We start from the raw sequence: 14,151 nt of genomic DNA on the forward strand, positions 1-14,151 counted from the left end.
CGCGCGCCTGTCCTACGCCAGAGTGGATTCCAGGACGCCCTTCATCCACTTCGGATGCTCGAGCACCTTGCCGCAGCCGAGCGCGACGCAGCTCAGCGGATCGTCGGCCACCGTCACCGGCAGGCCGGTGTGGTCGCGGATCTCGGCGTCGAGGCCCCGCAGCAGCGCGCCGCCCCCGGTCAGCATGATGCCCTTGTCGGCGATGTCGGAGGCGAGTTCCGGCGGCGTGGCTTCCAGCGCCATCTTCACCGCGTCCACGATCTGACCGACCGGCTCCGACAGCGCGTCGGAGGCCTGCTTCTCGCTGATGCGCACTTCCCGCGGCACGCCCTGCATCAGGTCGCGGCCCTTGACCTCGATCGACAGGCCCTCGCCGTCGGCGGGCGCGCGGGCGGTGCCGATCTCCTTCTTGATCCGCTCGGCGGTGGTCTCGCCGATCAGCAGATTATGGTTGCGGCGCATGTAGCTGATGATCGCCTCGTCCATCTTGTCGCCGCCGACGCGGACCGAGCGCGAATAGACGATGCCCGAGAGCGAGAGCACGGCCACCTCGGTGGTGCCGCCGCCGATGTCGACCACCATCGAGCCGGTGGGCTCGTGGATCGGCAGGCCAGCCCCTATGGCGGCCGCCATGGGTTCGTCGATCAGGCCCACGCGGCGGCCGCCGGCGTTCAGGCAGCTGTCGTTGATGGCCCGGCGTTCCACGGCCGTGGCGCCCGACGGCACGCACACGATCACCTTCGGGTTCACGAAGCCCTTTCGGTTGTGAACCTTGCGGATGAAGTACTTGATCATCTCCTCGGCGACTTCGAAGTCGGCGATGACCCCGTCCCGCATCGGGCGGATGGCTTCCATGTGGCCCGGCGTGCGGCCCAGCATCTGCTTGGCCTCGATCCCCACCGCGTGGACCACCTTGCGCCCGCCCACGTTGCGAAGCGCCACCACCGAGGGCTCGTTCAGCACAATCCCCTTGCCCTTCATGTAGATGAGCGTGTTCGCCGTGCCGAGGTCGATGGCGATGTCGTTCGAGATGGCGCCGAAGAGGGAAGAGATCATGCAGGGCCCTGAGGGGATAGGGGCTAATGACGCGTCCGACAGAGGGTCCAAGCCGACCGACCTGACGCCTGGAAGATGCGTCGAGTCGCTAGGCTTTGTCTGGCGGGCTTTGAAGTCCCTCTGCCCTGCCGAATCTCTCATTTCAAGGCTTAAAGAGCAGTGTGCGCTTTCGCGTCGCGCGCGAAATGCGCTGCGGCGCGGCGCCGCGGAAACACCGGATTTCCGTTGCAGCGCCGCAGGCGGGCAATCTACCGCTCGTTGAGCGGCAGGACCGAGAACCTGCGCTCGAGCCGAAGCAGGCTCAGCACGACAGCCAGACCGAAGACGGTGAGCAGCGCCGCGAGCAGGTGCGCACGGCCCCATTCGAGGGCTTCGACCGACTTGAAGATCTCGATCGACAGTACGTTCGAGACCCCCGGGATGGCGCCCCCGATCATCAGCACCACGCCGAACTCGCCGATGGTGTGCGCGAAGGTCAGGATGGCGGCGACGACGTAGCCGGGGACCGACAGCGGCAGGACGACGCGGGCGAACGTCTGCAGCCTGCTCGCGCCGAGCGTGGCGGCGGCGTCCAGGCTGTCCTCGCCCACGGCCGCGAAGGCGTTCCGCAGCGGCTGCACCGCGAAGGGCAGCGAGTAGAGGATCGAGCCGATCACCAGGCCCTCGAAGGTGAACGCCAGGGTGCGGAAGCCCAGCGCCTGCAGGGGGATCATCAAGGGGCTTTCCGGTCCCATGGCGATCAGCAGGTAGAACCCGAGGACCGTGGGCGGCAGGACGATGGGAAGCGCCACGAGCGCCGCCACGAACTCGCTCGCAAGCCCGCGCCTGCGCGCCAGCCACCACGCGAGCGGCGTGGCCAGGACCAGGAGGATCAGCGTGGTCACGCCCGCCAGCTTGAGCGTGAGCCAGATGACGGACAGGAGTTCGCTCACGGGATCTCGTACCCGTAGCGGCGGACGATGGCCTTCGCCTCCGGACCTTGCAGGAAGGCCACGAAGGCGCGGGCCGCGGCGTTGCCGGCGCCGCGGCGGAGCAGGACCGCCTGCTGCTCGATCGGCGCATGGAGACGGCTCGGGACGATCCAGCGCGAGCCGCGCCTCGCGTTGACCACCTGGGACAGGGCGACGAACCCGATCTCCGCGGCGCCGGTGTCGACGAACTGGTAGGCCTGGGTGATCGAGGCCCCCTGGACCAGCCTGCCCTTCAGCCGGCCCTCGAGGCCCAGGCTGCGCATGGTCTGCATCGCCGCGAGCCCGTAGGGCGCCGTCTTCGGATCGGCGATGGCGATCTTCTCGAAGCGACCCTGGCGCAGGACGTCGCCGCGCGGGTCCACAAACCCCGGAGCCTTCGAATAGAGCACCAGCCGTCCCACGGCGTAGGTGAACCGGCTGCCCGGCGCCGCGAGGCCTTGCGCCTCGGCCCGCTCCGGCCGCTCCCGGTCGGCGGAGAGGAACACGCCGTAGGGCGCGCCGTTGGCGATCTGGGTGAAGAACTGGCCCGAGGACCCGAAGCTCAGCGTCGCATCGTGGCCCGTCCGCGCCTTGAACCGCGCCGCGATCGCCTTGGCCGGCTCGGCGAAGTTCGCCGCCACCGCCACCTTCACCTCGGCGGCCCCGGCGGGACCCGCGAGCGCGGCGGCGGCGAGGAGCCCGAGCATCAGGCGGCGGAACATCGGGTTCTGTCTCAGGTCCATGCTGGAGCGGCAAGGCTTCATACCGGAGGACCGGCGGCCAGCGCGAGCGGCGTGTTCAGCCCAACGCGGTCAGCACCACGCCCAGGCTCGTGAGGACGCCGCCGATCCACTGGCGGGCGGACAGCCGTTCGCGGAAGAGGCGGCGGCCGACCGCCGCGGCGATGGGCGCCTCGATGACGCCCACGGCCCGCACGGGCGCCGCCGGCGCCAGCGCCAGGGCGGCGAACCAGCATGCCGAGGCGGCCGACCCGAACGCCCCCGCGCCCAGCGACGCCTTCCAGGATTCGCGGACGGCCCTCAGCGCCTGTGGCTGCATCACCGCCAGCGCGCCTCCGAGCAGCAGGGACTGCAGCCCCTGGGCGACGACGAGCCCGGCCAGGGCGGCGTAGATGGGATGGGCCGGCTCCAGCGCCAGTCCCGACTGCCGGTAGCCGTTGAGCGCGACCGCGAAGGCCGCGCCCGACGCCAGCCCCAGGGCGGCGCCCGCCGCGCTGCCGCGCAGGTCCGCGCGACGAGGCCAGCTCAGCACGAGCAGCCCCGCCGTTGCGACGAAGACGCCGGTCCAGGCGCCCGCCGAGAGCCGGTCGCCCAGCGCGATCCACCCCAGGACGGCGCCCAGGGGCAGCGAGGACTGCTGGAACACGGTCGCCACCGCAAAGCCCGACCGGCCCATCGCCAGCAGGAGAAATCCCGTGGCCGCGACCTGAGCCACCGCCCCGACGGAGACGCCGGCCAGGAAGCGCAGCGACGGGTCGGGCCGCGCGTCCGGCGTCAGCAGGACCGCCAGCGCGAACAGCCCGATCGAGAACGGCAGGCCGAACAGGAAGCGCACGAGCGTGGCGCCCCAGGGGCCCGCCTCGCCCACCAGGCCGCGCTGCAGCGCATTGCGCGCCACCTGCAGCGGCGCGGCCGCCGCCGTCAGCAGAATCCAGAGCATGCCTTGCTCCAATGCCCCCCTTCAGCGGAGGACAGGCCGCGGCGCGGCCAGGGTGACCGGGTTCGGGCGAGGCTTGTGGAGGCGGCAGGTTTGCCCACCGCCTTGCAGCGCTCGCCACCCTCCCCTCACGGGGAGGGAACGCGGCGTCAGAAGCCGCTGGCGACCTTGGCGCCAGGCGCGCTCTTCTCCTTGCGAGCGAAGAGGTTGTTGAGCGCGTTGACGTACGCCTTGGCCGAGGCCGTCAGGGTGTCGGTGTCGGCGGCGCTGCCGGTGGCGATCCGGCCATCGTCCTCGAGGCGGACGCTGACCTGGGCCTGCGCGTCGGTGCCCTCGGTGACCGCGTGCACCTGGAAGAGGCGCAGGATCGCATCATGCGGCACGACGGCGTGGATGGCGTTGAACACCGCGTCCACGGGGCCGTCGCCCTGCGCGTTGGCGCTCTTCTCCTCGCCGTCGATGGTGACGGTCAGGAAGGCCTCCTGCGGCCCTTCGGTGCCGGCGATGACGCGCAGGTGCTTGACCTGCACCTTGTCGGCGCTGCTCGCCAGGGCGTCGTCGACCAGGGCGATGATGTCGTCGTCGAAGACGTGCTTCTTCTTGTCGGCCAGATCCTTGAAGCGCTGGAACGCCTCGTTCAGCGCGTTCTGGCCCAGCTCGTAGCCCAGGTCCTTCAACTTCTCGCGGAAGGCGTGGCGGCCCGAATGCTTGCCCATCACCAGGTTCGACTCGATCTGGCCCACGTCCTCGGGCTTCATGATCTCGTACGTCTCGGCGTTCTTCAGCATCCCGTCCTGGTGGATGCCGCTCTCGTGGGCGAAGGCGTTCTTGCCGACGATGGCCTTGTTGAACTGCACCGGGAAGCCGGTGATGGCCGAGACGTAGCGGCTGGCGCGGGTGATGTGCTGGGTCTCGACGCCGGTGGCGAAGGGCAGCTTGTCGCCCCGCACCTTCAGCGCCATCACGATCTCTTCCAGCGCAGCGTTGCCGGCCCGCTCGCCTATGCCGTTGATGGCGCACTCGATCTGGCGCGCGCCGCCCTGGACGCCGGCGATGGAGTTGGCGACGGCCAGTCCCAGGTCGTTGTGGCAGTGGGTGGAGAAGATCACCTTGTCGGCGCCCGGCACGTTCGCGATCACGTCCCGGAACATGTCTGCGTACTCCGACGGATAGGAGTAGCCCACCGTATCCGGCAGGTTGATCGTGCCGGCGCCGGCCTTGATCGCCGCCTCGATGCAGCGCAGCAGGAAGTCGCGCTCGGTGCGGGTGGCGTCCTCGGCCGACCATTCCACGTCGCCGCACAGGTTGCGGGCCAGGGTGACCGATTTGGTCACCATCTCCAGCACCTGCTCAGGCTCCATCTGCAGCTTCCACTTCATGTGGACCGGGCTGGTGGAGATGAACGTGTGGATGCGGCCGCGCTTGGCCCGGCGGACCGCCTCGGCGGCGCGCTCGATGTCCGCGGCGCCGGCGCGCGCCAGGCCGCAGACCACGCTCTCGGTGACGATCTCGGAGATCGCGCGGACCGCCTCGAAGTCGCCGTTCGAGGCGATCGGGAAGCCGGCCTCGATGACATCGACCTTCATGTCCTCGAGGATCTTCGCCAGCTCCAGCTTCTCGTCGTGGCTCATGGAGGCGCCGGGCGACTGCTCGCCGTCGCGCATGGTGGTGTCGAAGATGATGACGCGGTCGCTGGCCGACGGCGGGGCGGCGGCGGGTTCGGATACGGGGTTGGTCATGTCTAACTCGCGGATTTCGGTTCGATGGGGCGGAGGTTCGTAAAGACCCCTGGTCGCCCGGCCGCGAGCTTGCGCGTGCCTAGAGAGGCGCCCAGGGGCGGCTAAGCCCCAGCGAGAGAAGAAGCAGGCTGTTCAGCCGCGTGCGCATGGCGGCGTCTGTACCGAAAGGGGCCTCCAGCCGCAAGTATCTTGCGGCGGATGCGTCGCTAGGCCGCCAGTTCGGCAAGAACCTTCCTCACGGCCGGCCGCTCGCGGATTCGCTCCCGGTGTTCGTGCACCCGGGGGAACTGCGCGGGATCGACCCCGTCGCCTTCGAGCCAGTCGGCGATGGTGAAGAGGTAGCCGTCGCAGACGGTGTGCTGGTCGCCCATGACGAAGGGCCCGCGGAAGAATTCGCGCTCGATCAGCGCGAAGCAATCGCCGACCGACTGCGGGACCTTGCGGCGCATGTCCTCGAACGAGCTCTCCTCGGTGGCCCAGCGATAGCCGCGGTGGCGGTGGGCGTGGGCGACGTGCACGGTCGAGGCCAGATAGCTCATGAACGAGAGGGCCTGCCCGTAAGCCCAGGGGTCCTCGGGCATCAGCTCGGCATGCGGGTAGGCGCGCGCCACCCAGGCCAGGATCGCGACCGTCTCCGTCAGCACCCCGTGCTGCGTGACCAGCGACGGCACCCGGCCCTTCGGATTGATCGCCAGATACTCCGGCTTCCGCTGGTCGCCGACACGGGCGTCCGTACGCACGGCCTCGTAGACCGCGCCCGCCTCCTCCAGCGCGATGTGCGAGGCGGTCGAGCACGAGCCGGGGGAATAGTAGAGCTTCATCATGATCCGTCGTCCTTCCCTCGCCGGGCCAGCCAGCCTCGCGCGTACCAGCCCAGCGCCAGCCATAGCGTGGCGACCACGGCCAGCTCCACCCAGTGGCGTCCGATCTCGCCGCGCAGGAGCCGGACCACGGAGGCGCCCGCGAACGCCGTCAGCGCGATCTTGGGCACGATGCCGATGCCGGTCCCGGCCACGAAGTCGCGCGCGCGCATCGGTGTGACGCCCGCCGCCATGTTCACGACGATGAAGGGCGCCGATGGCACGAGGCGCACGATCAGGCTGGCCAGGAAGCCGTTCTCGCCGACCAGCCGCATGAAGCGGCGGACGCCGTCGCCGGAGAACCGTTCGAGCACCCGGGCGCCCGCGGCGCGGCCCAGGTAGAAGCCCAGCAGCGCCGACACCATCGTCCCGATCCAGCTGTAGGCCGCCCCCGAGACCGGGCCGAACGCCACCACCGCGGCGGCGATGAGCACGATCTGCGGCGTCCCGATGAAGGCGAGCGCGGCGAACGCGGCCACCGCCAGCGGCAGGGCCCACGGGCCGCGGGCGGCGGTCAGCCAGCCCTCCAGCGTGCGTTCGGAGTCCACGCCCAGCAGCTGGGCGCCGAAGACGAACACGACGCCGACCCCGCCGAACAGGACGAACGAGACGGCCAGCGTCCGCCACGCCTGGGCGTCCATGTTCGAGAGGAAGGCGACGAGGCGGCGCATCGGCCCGACGGGTCGCCTGTTCGGCGACCACGGTCAACCCAGGGGGGCTGGCCGGATACGCGAGTCCGGTCTAGCTATGTCGCCATAGTTGTTGAGTGTCAGCGTTCCCTGCCGTCCCGGCAGCGCTGCCGTCGCGCTGGGGGGCGTCATGGCGACTTTTGTCTTCACTACGATCGAAGCAGCACAGGCGCTGGCGTTCAGCTCCAGCGACATCCTCACCGTCGAGGCCGGTTCGGCCACGCAGACGACGGTGATCTACAACGCAAACGGCACCTTCAACGTCACCATCGGGTCCACGACCCAGACGTTCGGCGCGGGCTTCAGCCTTGGGGCCAATGCGACCCGCGCCAATTTCCCGGACGGATCGAAACTCTGGGTGGGCAGCGCCGGCGGCGACAACATCCGCCTGACCGTTACCGCGACCACGGGCAGCGGCGGCGCCTATGGCGGGGCCGGCAACGACACCCTGGAGAGCGTGGGCGGCGGCTTCTGGCTGGTCCAGGGCAACCAGGGCGACGACCGCATCATCCTCAACGGCGGCAGCCAGACCGTCTACGGCGGGCAGGACAACGACTACATCTTCGTCGCCGGCGTCACGACCATCGGCTCGCGCAACTTCATGCAGGGGAACCGGGGCGAGGACACGATCATCGGCTCGGGCAATCCGGACACCATCCTGGGCGGCCAGGGGAACGACAACCTGACCGGCTCGGGCGGGCGGGATACCATCAACGGCAACCTCGGGGACGACGTTATCCTCGGGGCCGGGCTGATCGCCGGCGAGGGCGGCAACGACGTCATCACGGTGAACACCGGCATCGTCGACTCGCTCGTCAACACTCCCGTGATCTCGACCGTCTTCGGCGGCGACGGCGACGACCGCATCATCATCACGCCCAACGAGACCCCCGCGTCGCACCCGGGCGCGAGCGTCAACGGCGACGAGGGATCGGACTCGATCCTGGGCGGCAACGGCGCCGACACGCTGCTGGGCGGCGGAGGCGCCGACACGCTCGTCTCGGGCGGCTCGAACGCCGGCAACGATGTACTCGACGGCGGCGCGGGCAACGACGTCCTGTCGGCGCGCATCGGGTCCAACATCCTCCAGGGCGGCGCCGACAACGACCGGATCACCGGCGGCGACGGGGCCGACACCATCGACGGCGGGACAGGGCTCGACACCCTCACCGGCGACGTGGGACCTGGCTCGGGCTCGGACGTCTTCGTCCTCGACGATCCCTATTTCGCCCTGGAGCCGACAGGCCTGGACCGGATCACCGACTGGAGCGTCACGGACAAGCTGCGCCTGAGCTTCGTCGTGGGCCAGGCCTACAGCGAGACCAGCGCCGCCGACTTCACCGCGGCGGTTCTGGCGGCGCAGAACACCTTCGCGGCCGGCGTCATAGAGGTCATGGCGATCCAGGTCGGAAGCGACGTCGTGCTGTTCGTCGACGGCGGCCGCAACACGGTCGAAACGGGCGCGATCCTGGTGGGCCGCTCGCTGGCGGACATCTCGGGCGCGAACTTCATCTGACGCCGCACGCGGACTTACGTATTTTCACGTTGCATTTTTACGCAACATGGGCGAGTTGTCGGGCTCCCGTTGCTTGAGGAGGCCCTTCCGTTGCCCGCGTACGCGTTCGACACGATCACGGCAGAGCAGGCGCTGAACATCCGCGCCGGCGACACGCTGACCTTCAACGGCGGCCCCGCGAACCGCGTCACCGTCGTCTACCAGTCGGTCGACCCCCTGGCCCTGTCGCCGGAACTCCCGCGCATTCTCGTCACCTTCGGCGGTCGCACGGTCGCATTCGGGACCGAACTCGCGCAGCTGTCACGCACCGGCGGACTGGTGATGGCCGACGGCAGCCGGCTCTACATCGGCGACACGGGCGACGAGCGCGCTTCGGGCGGCCCTGCGGACGACGCGGCCTACGGCGGCGCCGGCGCGGACACTCTGGACGGCGGCGACGGGCGCGATCTCGTCCAGGGCAACGGCGGCGACGATTCCCTGGTCGGCGGCGCCGGCGCCGACACCCTCTATGGCGGCCAGGGGGACGACGTCATCCTGACCGGCCGCGAAAGCCCCGGCCTGCCCGGCGAGCAGGGCGACTGGGCCCATGGCAACCTCGGCGATGACGAGATCATCGGCGGCGCGGGCCGCGACACGCTCCTGGGCGGCCAGGGCGATGACGTCATCGGCGGCGGGGATGGCGGAGACCTCCTCTTCGGCGACCGCGGCGACGACGAGATCCACGGCGGCCTGGGCGACGACACGCTCATGGGCGGCGACGGCGACGACAACCTCTCCGGAGGCTTCGGGCAGGACCTCATCTACGGCGGCGACGGAAACGACCGCCTGGCCGCGCAGGGTCCCGAGGCCGTCACCCTGGCGGGCGAAGCCGGCGACGACACCCTGACGGCGGCCAGCGCAGGCAGGGACAAGCTGCTGGGCGGGGCCGGACGCGATCGGTTCGAGATCATCGGCAAGACCATGCCGTCGGCGGGCGCCGACGCCGAGATCCTGGACTGGGAAGCGCACGACTCGCTCCACTTTCCGGAGGTCAGCATCTTCGTCGCCGACGGCGGCGGCTCGATCCTGCCGCGCAGCTATTCCGAGTTCGTGGCGGCCGACTACGCCCAGGCGCTCTCGATCGCCAACGAGCACATCTCGGCGGCCGGGGCGAAGTATGTGGCGGCGCAGGTGGGCGGCGACGTCTACGTGTTCGCCGACCTGGGCGACCCGGCCGACGGCGCGGACGTCTCGGTCCTGCTCGTCGGCCGCACCCTGGCCGACATCTCGCTGAACAACTTCGGCTGACGGAGAGCCCGAAGGCCCGGCGCGCGGCGAGCCACCGCGCCCGGGCCACTTCGCGCCAAGCGGCGGTTTGAATGCGGCGCAGCATGGGTTATGTCCGCGGCCGTCCAACCCTTAAGGCCGGGAGCTCATCCGCCATGTCCCTGGAGTCCGCCGCGCTCGCCCGCGTGAAGCCGTCCGCGACCCTCGCGGCCGACGCGAAGGCCCGCGAGCTGAAAGCCCAGGGCAAGGACGTCATCGGCCTGGCTGCCGGCGAGCCCGACTTCGACACGCCGGACAACATCAAGGACGCCGCCATCAAGGCGATCCGCGACGGCAAGACCAAGTACACCAACGTCGACGGCATCCCCGAGCTGAAGGAGGCCATCTGCGCCAAGTTCTACCGGGAGAACGGCCTCACCTATAAGCCCAGCCAGATCAACGTCTCGCCGGGCGGCAAGCCGGTGATCTGGAATGCGCTGCTCGCCACGCTGAACCCCGGCGACGAGGTCATCGTCCCGACGCCCTACTGGGTGAGCTACTGGGACATCGTGCTGCTGGCCGGCGGCGAGCCGGTCGCGCTGCCGACCAGCGCGGAGACGAACTTCAAGGTCCGGCCGGACGACCTCGAGCGCGCGATCACGCCGAAGACCAAATGGATCATCCTGAACTCGCCCTCGAACCCGTCGGGCGCGGCCTACACGCGGGCCGAGCTGCGCGCCCTCGCCGACGTGCTGCTTAGGCACCCGCATGTGTGGATCCTGACCGACGACATGTACGAGCACCTGGTCTTCGGGGATTTTGAATTCTCGACGATCGCCCAGGTCGAGCCGGGCCTCTACGAGCGCACCCTGACCATGAACGGGGTCTCCAAGGCCTACGCCATGACCGGCTGGCGCATCGGCTACGCCGGGGGCCCCGAGCCCCTGATCAACGCCATGCGCAAGGTCATGAGCCAGACCACCTCGAACCCGGCGTCCATCTCGCAATGGGCGGCGGTCGAGGCGCTGAACGGCACGCAGGCCTTCATCAAGCCCAACGCCAAGCTGTTCGAGCAGCGGCGCGACCTGGTGGTCTCGATGCTCAACCAGGCCCGCGGCATCCACTGCCCGACGCCGGAAGGCGCGTTCTACGTCTATCCGTCGGTGGCCGGCCTGATCGGCAAGACCGCGCCGTCGGGCAAGGTCATCGGCTCGGACGCGGACTTCGCCGTCGAGCTGCTGGAGACCGAGGGCGTGGCCGTGGTCCACGGCGCGGCCTTCGGCCTCTCGCCGCACTTCCGGGTCAGCTACGCCACGGCCAACAGCGTGCTGGAGGACGCCTGCCAGCGCATCCAGCGGTTCTGCGCCAACGTGAAGTAGGCGCCGCCGTCAGGGCTGCATCCCCGGGTTCCACGCCGGGCGGAACTCGCCGTCGATCAGCCAGCGGATGGGTCCGGCCAGCGACTGGATGACCTCGACCATGAACGTCAGGTCGAGGTTCTCCAGGGTGTCCGTGGGCTGGTGGTAGGTGGGCGGGATCGGCCAGGCGCTGATGGTCTGGGCGACCACGCCCTTGCGGGCGAGCTGGTAGTTGTCCGAGCGCTGGAAGAAGTTCTGCTCGGGGTAGCGATCGGGGACCAGCGAGGCGCCCTGCGCCCTCAGCGCGGGGCCGAGGTCGGTGCGCTCCCAGCCCGTGAGCATCAGCGCCTTCCGGTCCTTGGGGTCCGGCACGCCGATCATCTCGAACTCGAGGTTGGCGACCAGCGTCGACAGCGGAACCGGCGGGTGCGCCAGGAAGTACCTGGCGCCGTGCCCGCCTTCCTCTTCGCAGCCGAACAGCGCGAACTGGACGGTGCGCTTCGGCGCGCGTCCCGAGGCCAGCATGCGCGCGAACTCGACGACGGCCGCCGTGCCCGAGGCGTCGTCGTTGGCGCCCGGATAGACGACCCCGCCCCGGACGCCCACGTGGTCGTAGTGGGCGCTCAGCAGCACGGCCTCCTGGGCGCGGCCCGCCTTGGTCCGGCCGGGGATTGCGGCGAGCACGTTGTAGGTGGTCCGTTCCACGGGCGCGCCCCGCGGCGCCGCGAGCCGCGCGACCTGCCCCTCCAGCGCCCGAAGCTGCGCCAGCGCTTCGGGCCGCGCGAAGATGACCGTCGGGCCCTTGGTCTGGGCCGCGACGGGCGGCTCCTCCACACCCAGGATCTGGACGCCCCGGGGCCCGCGCTCGGCAAGCTGGTCCCAGGCCCGCAGAACGCTGTCCGGCGCGGGGGCGATCACGGCCGCGGCGCCCGCACGCAGGAACACGCCCACCGCCTTCGGATCATAGGGCGCCTCGTACAGGGCCACCTTGCCGGCCGCCGCCTCGGGCGCCGCGAGGCCCACGCGCACCAGCGGCGCTTCGATGGCGTCCGCCGGGTCGACCGTCACGATCTCGCGGCCCTGCGTCAGGGTCAGCCCGCCCACCGCGAGACTGGGCGGCGACGCGTAGGTGGGCGTTCGGAACGTCACGGCCTGCAGGTAACCGCCCCCAGGGGCTGCGCCCTTGACCCGGTAGCGCTTCAGCCGATCGGCCAGGTAGCGGGCCGCCGCGTTCTCGTCGGCCGTGCCGCAGGCGCGTCCGCGCATCTTCGGATCGGCGAGGTGACGCATGGTTTCGGTGACGCAGTCGGCGCAGACCTTTGCAGTGCGCGCCGGGGCTGCGGCGGCCGGCAGGGCAAGGCCAAGCGCCGCCGCAATCAACACGAAGACCTTCACGCCGCCTCTCCAGTCCGCCCACGACGGTTGAGCGGACTGTCATGGCAGACCGTCGGGCGGAGTGGCTAGTGCTTCGCGCGCCAGCCGGCCTTCGCGGCCTCGCGGGTCAGGTTCAGGCAGACCTTGTCACCTTCGATGTGGTCCACCCAGGTCAGCGGGATCAGGTGATGCTTGAGACCCGCGCCCATGTCGAACTTGGCAAGCTCGATGTCGGCGCCGAAAACCTGATCGACACGGCCGACGTGCCCGCCGTCCGAGCCGACGACTTCCATGTGTTCCTGGATCTCCGAAGTCTGGATCATGCGCGTCTCCTCGTCATAGGCTGCAGGCCTAACGAGCATGATCCGACGAAGGTTTCCGTGGCGGACCCGATCAACCTGAACAAGGCGCGCAAGGCGCGGGCGCAGACCGCGCGCAAGGCCGAGGCGGCCGCGAACCGGGTGAAGTTCGGCCGCCCCAAGGCCGAGACGGCCGTCTCGAAGCTCGAGGCGGAACGCGCCCGCCGCGAGCTGGACGGCAAGAAGCGGGACTAGGCGGCCTTCGGCAACGCGCCGTCGCGCACCTCGGCGGGGATCGCGTCGTACCAGGTGGCGGGCGTGATGCCGAGGCGCTTGCGGGCGGCGTCCAGCGGCTCGGCCATGATGCGCTCGTAGTCCTCGCCCAGCAGCCACTTGGCGGCCTTGCCGCGCTGGTAGCCCTGCCAGATCGCCTTCGTATAGGGGTAGTCCTTCGACTTCCGCGCGCGCGTCCAGGCGCCGAAGGCGATCAGCGCCCAGCCGAGCCCGCCGGTCTGGGCGAACGAGAACGCCACCAGACACGCCTCGCCTAGGGCGTCGCGATGGTAGCCCGAGAGGATGTGCCAGATGTCGTGGACGTCGCGGGTCCGCCGGCCGAACCAGGCGTAAGGGTGCTGCTCCTCGATCTCGTTGCCGCCTTCGCGGCTCACGTCGGCGAGGCCTTCGGCCGAAAGATGTTCCGAACGGATGAACTCGCGGTAGGCGGCGCCGACGCTGCCGGCGGGCAGGCTGTCCAGCCAGGCGTCGTCCATCAGCTTCCTGGCGAACTCCTCGCGGGCGTAGGCGATGCGGCCGCCGTGGGTCGTCTGCAACAGGCGCTGATAGCCATTGGCCGTGGACCGGCCATTGAGCGCCCGCATGATCTCGAAGACCTGGTGGGTGTCGTCCTTGTCGGCCAGCAGCTTCTGCAGCGCACGCCAGGCGTGGCCCCAGCGCATCTTCGCCGCGTCCCAGCGCGGTTCGTCGGGGCGGAAGTCGGTGGTGGTTTCGGCGGCGAGGGTCATGGGGGCGTGGCGCTCGTGGCTCGATGTGAACAGTGTCCAGATAAAATGACGCCTCCGTCAGGTTTTGGCAAGAGGGCTGTATCGGCGTAAGCGAAAGCCGTAAACGCAAGCCCATGGCGATGCTGAAGAAGCGCTCCGTCCAGCTGTCCGGCCACGCGACCTCCATCGCGCTGGAGCCGGAGTTCTGGGCCGTGCTGGACGAAATGGCGCGGCAACGCGGGTCCAGCCTCGCCGCCCTCATCGCAGCCATCGACCGCGACCGCGGCGACCGCCCGCTCGCCAGCGCGTGCCGCGTGGCGGCGCTGATGTTCGCGCAGCGCCACGAACCCGGCGGGAGCTGAAACCATCCCGCGCACGCGACGCGCC

General features: G+C 70.1%; 15 protein-coding genes. 5 read left to right on the forward strand and 10 right to left on the reverse strand.

The window, feature by feature from the left end:
- Nucleotides 1-12: 12 nt before the first annotated feature.
- From AC2D8W_RS03500 to AC2D8W_RS03530, 7 genes are all read right to left on the reverse strand, one after another.
- Nucleotides 13-1,056: a rod shape-determining protein gene (locus tag AC2D8W_RS03500; protein ID WP_012522835.1), complete on the reverse strand. Its 1,044-nt coding sequence runs from the start codon at nt 1,054-1,056 to the stop codon at nt 13-15.
- 248 nt (nt 1,057-1,304) lie between these two features.
- Nucleotides 1,305-1,988 (reverse strand): molybdate ABC transporter permease subunit, encoded by a 684-nt coding sequence (gene modB / locus AC2D8W_RS03505; RefSeq protein ID WP_484670349.1) that lies wholly within the window; start codon nt 1,986-1,988, stop codon nt 1,305-1,307.
- Entirely contained in the window at nt 1,985-2,728 is a 744-nt protein-coding gene (gene modA, locus AC2D8W_RS03510; RefSeq protein WP_484670544.1) for a molybdate ABC transporter substrate-binding protein, read from the reverse strand. The genes modB and modA overlap by 4 nt, the downstream gene beginning before the upstream one ends.
- Before the next feature lie 76 nt (nt 2,729-2,804).
- Entirely contained in the window at nt 2,805-3,686 is an 882-nt protein-coding gene (locus AC2D8W_RS03515) for an EamA family transporter (RefSeq protein WP_484670350.1), read from the reverse strand.
- A 146-nt stretch (nt 3,687-3,832) separates the two neighbouring features.
- Nucleotides 3,833-5,422: a 2-isopropylmalate synthase gene (locus AC2D8W_RS03520; protein WP_293480037.1), complete on the reverse strand. Its 1,590-nt coding sequence runs from the start codon at nt 5,420-5,422 to the stop codon at nt 3,833-3,835.
- Nucleotides 5,423-5,628: 206 nt separating this feature from the next.
- A complete protein-coding gene (locus tag AC2D8W_RS03525; RefSeq protein ID WP_484670351.1) occupies nt 5,629-6,246 on the reverse strand; it encodes a glutathione S-transferase family protein in 618 nt (205 codons plus the stop codon).
- Nucleotides 6,243-6,953: a TVP38/TMEM64 family protein gene (locus AC2D8W_RS03530; RefSeq protein WP_484670352.1), complete on the reverse strand. Its 711-nt coding sequence runs from the start codon at nt 6,951-6,953 to the stop codon at nt 6,243-6,245. Before AC2D8W_RS03530 ends, AC2D8W_RS03525 begins: the two co-directional genes overlap by 4 nt.
- A 148-nt stretch (nt 6,954-7,101) precedes the next feature.
- Here AC2D8W_RS03530 and AC2D8W_RS03535 point away from each other — a divergent pair, with 148 nt between their 5' ends.
- From AC2D8W_RS03535 to AC2D8W_RS03545, 3 genes are all read left to right on the forward strand, one after another.
- The gene (locus AC2D8W_RS03535; RefSeq protein ID WP_484670353.1) at nt 7,102-8,487 is read left to right on the forward strand and encodes a calcium-binding protein; all 1,386 of its coding nucleotides are present in this window, start codon (nt 7,102-7,104) and stop codon (nt 8,485-8,487) included.
- A gap of 90 nt (nt 8,488-8,577) precedes the next feature.
- Nucleotides 8,578-9,774, forward strand: coding sequence for a calcium-binding protein (locus tag AC2D8W_RS03540; RefSeq protein WP_484670354.1), 1,197 nt, complete (start codon nt 8,578-8,580; stop codon nt 9,772-9,774).
- Nucleotides 9,775-9,908: 134 nt separating this feature from the next.
- Entirely contained in the window at nt 9,909-11,111 is a 1,203-nt protein-coding gene (locus AC2D8W_RS03545; protein ID WP_484670355.1) for a pyridoxal phosphate-dependent aminotransferase, read from the forward strand.
- A gap of 9 nt (nt 11,112-11,120) precedes the next feature.
- Here AC2D8W_RS03545 and AC2D8W_RS03550 read toward each other — a convergent pair whose 3' ends face one another.
- Both AC2D8W_RS03550 and AC2D8W_RS03555 read right to left on the reverse strand, forming a co-directional pair.
- Nucleotides 11,121-12,485: a M28 family metallopeptidase gene (locus tag AC2D8W_RS03550; RefSeq protein ID WP_484670356.1), complete on the reverse strand. Its 1,365-nt coding sequence runs from the start codon at nt 12,483-12,485 to the stop codon at nt 11,121-11,123.
- 65 nt (nt 12,486-12,550) lie between these two features.
- Nucleotides 12,551-12,787: a DUF2171 domain-containing protein gene (locus tag AC2D8W_RS03555; protein ID WP_484670357.1), complete on the reverse strand. Its 237-nt coding sequence runs from the start codon at nt 12,785-12,787 to the stop codon at nt 12,551-12,553.
- Between the two features lie 57 nt (nt 12,788-12,844).
- Here AC2D8W_RS03555 and AC2D8W_RS03560 point away from each other — a divergent pair, with 57 nt between their 5' ends.
- Nucleotides 12,845-13,018 carry a DUF4169 family protein gene (locus AC2D8W_RS03560; RefSeq protein WP_484670358.1) on the forward strand — a complete coding sequence of 58 codons (174 nt, stop codon included), beginning with the start codon at nt 12,845-12,847 and terminating at the stop codon, nt 13,016-13,018.
- On the opposite strand, the gene AC2D8W_RS03565 is transcribed toward AC2D8W_RS03560, so the two are convergent.
- On the reverse strand, nt 13,015-13,785 hold the full coding sequence (locus AC2D8W_RS03565) for a Coq4 family protein (RefSeq protein WP_484670359.1): 771 nt from the start codon (nt 13,783-13,785) through the stop codon (nt 13,015-13,017). The two genes, AC2D8W_RS03560 and AC2D8W_RS03565, sit on opposite strands and share 4 nt — an antisense overlap.
- 113 nt (nt 13,786-13,898) lie before the next feature.
- Here AC2D8W_RS03565 and AC2D8W_RS03570 point away from each other — a divergent pair, with 113 nt between their 5' ends.
- Entirely contained in the window at nt 13,899-14,126 is a 228-nt protein-coding gene (locus tag AC2D8W_RS03570; RefSeq protein ID WP_484670360.1) for a ribbon-helix-helix domain-containing protein, read from the forward strand.
- Nucleotides 14,127-14,151: the final 25 nt, after the last annotated feature.

The sequence above is a fragment of the Phenylobacterium sp. T106 genome, assembly GCF_057219735.1.

Bases quoted from the DNA above. Each gene is read 5' to 3' on its own strand.
- AC2D8W_RS03500 (WP_012522835.1), bottom strand. From the start codon at position 1,056: ATGATCTCTTCCCTCTTCGGCGCCATCTCGAACGACATCGCCATCGAC.
- modA (WP_484670544.1), bottom strand. From the start codon at position 2,728: ATGTTCCGCCGCCTGATGCTCGGGCTCCTCGCCGCCGCCGCGCTCGCG.
- AC2D8W_RS03515 (WP_484670350.1), bottom strand. From the start codon at position 3,686: ATGCTCTGGATTCTGCTGACGGCGGCGGCCGCGCCGCTGCAGGTGGCG.
- AC2D8W_RS03520 (WP_293480037.1), bottom strand. From the start codon at position 5,422: ATGACCAACCCCGTATCCGAACCCGCCGCCGCCCCGCCGTCGGCCAGC.
- AC2D8W_RS03525 (WP_484670351.1), bottom strand. From the start codon at position 6,246: ATGATGAAGCTCTACTATTCCCCCGGCTCGTGCTCGACCGCCTCGCAC.
- AC2D8W_RS03530 (WP_484670352.1), bottom strand. From the start codon at position 6,953: ATGCGCCGCCTCGTCGCCTTCCTCTCGAACATGGACGCCCAGGCGTGG.
- AC2D8W_RS03535 (WP_484670353.1), top strand. From the start codon at position 7,102: ATGGCGACTTTTGTCTTCACTACGATCGAAGCAGCACAGGCGCTGGCG.
- AC2D8W_RS03545 (WP_484670355.1), top strand. From the start codon at position 9,909: ATGTCCCTGGAGTCCGCCGCGCTCGCCCGCGTGAAGCCGTCCGCGACC.
- AC2D8W_RS03555 (WP_484670357.1), bottom strand. From the start codon at position 12,787: ATGATCCAGACTTCGGAGATCCAGGAACACATGGAAGTCGTCGGCTCG.
- AC2D8W_RS03565 (WP_484670359.1), bottom strand. From the start codon at position 13,785: ATGACCCTCGCCGCCGAAACCACCACCGACTTCCGCCCCGACGAACCG.
- AC2D8W_RS03570 (WP_484670360.1), top strand. From the start codon at position 13,899: ATGGCGATGCTGAAGAAGCGCTCCGTCCAGCTGTCCGGCCACGCGACC.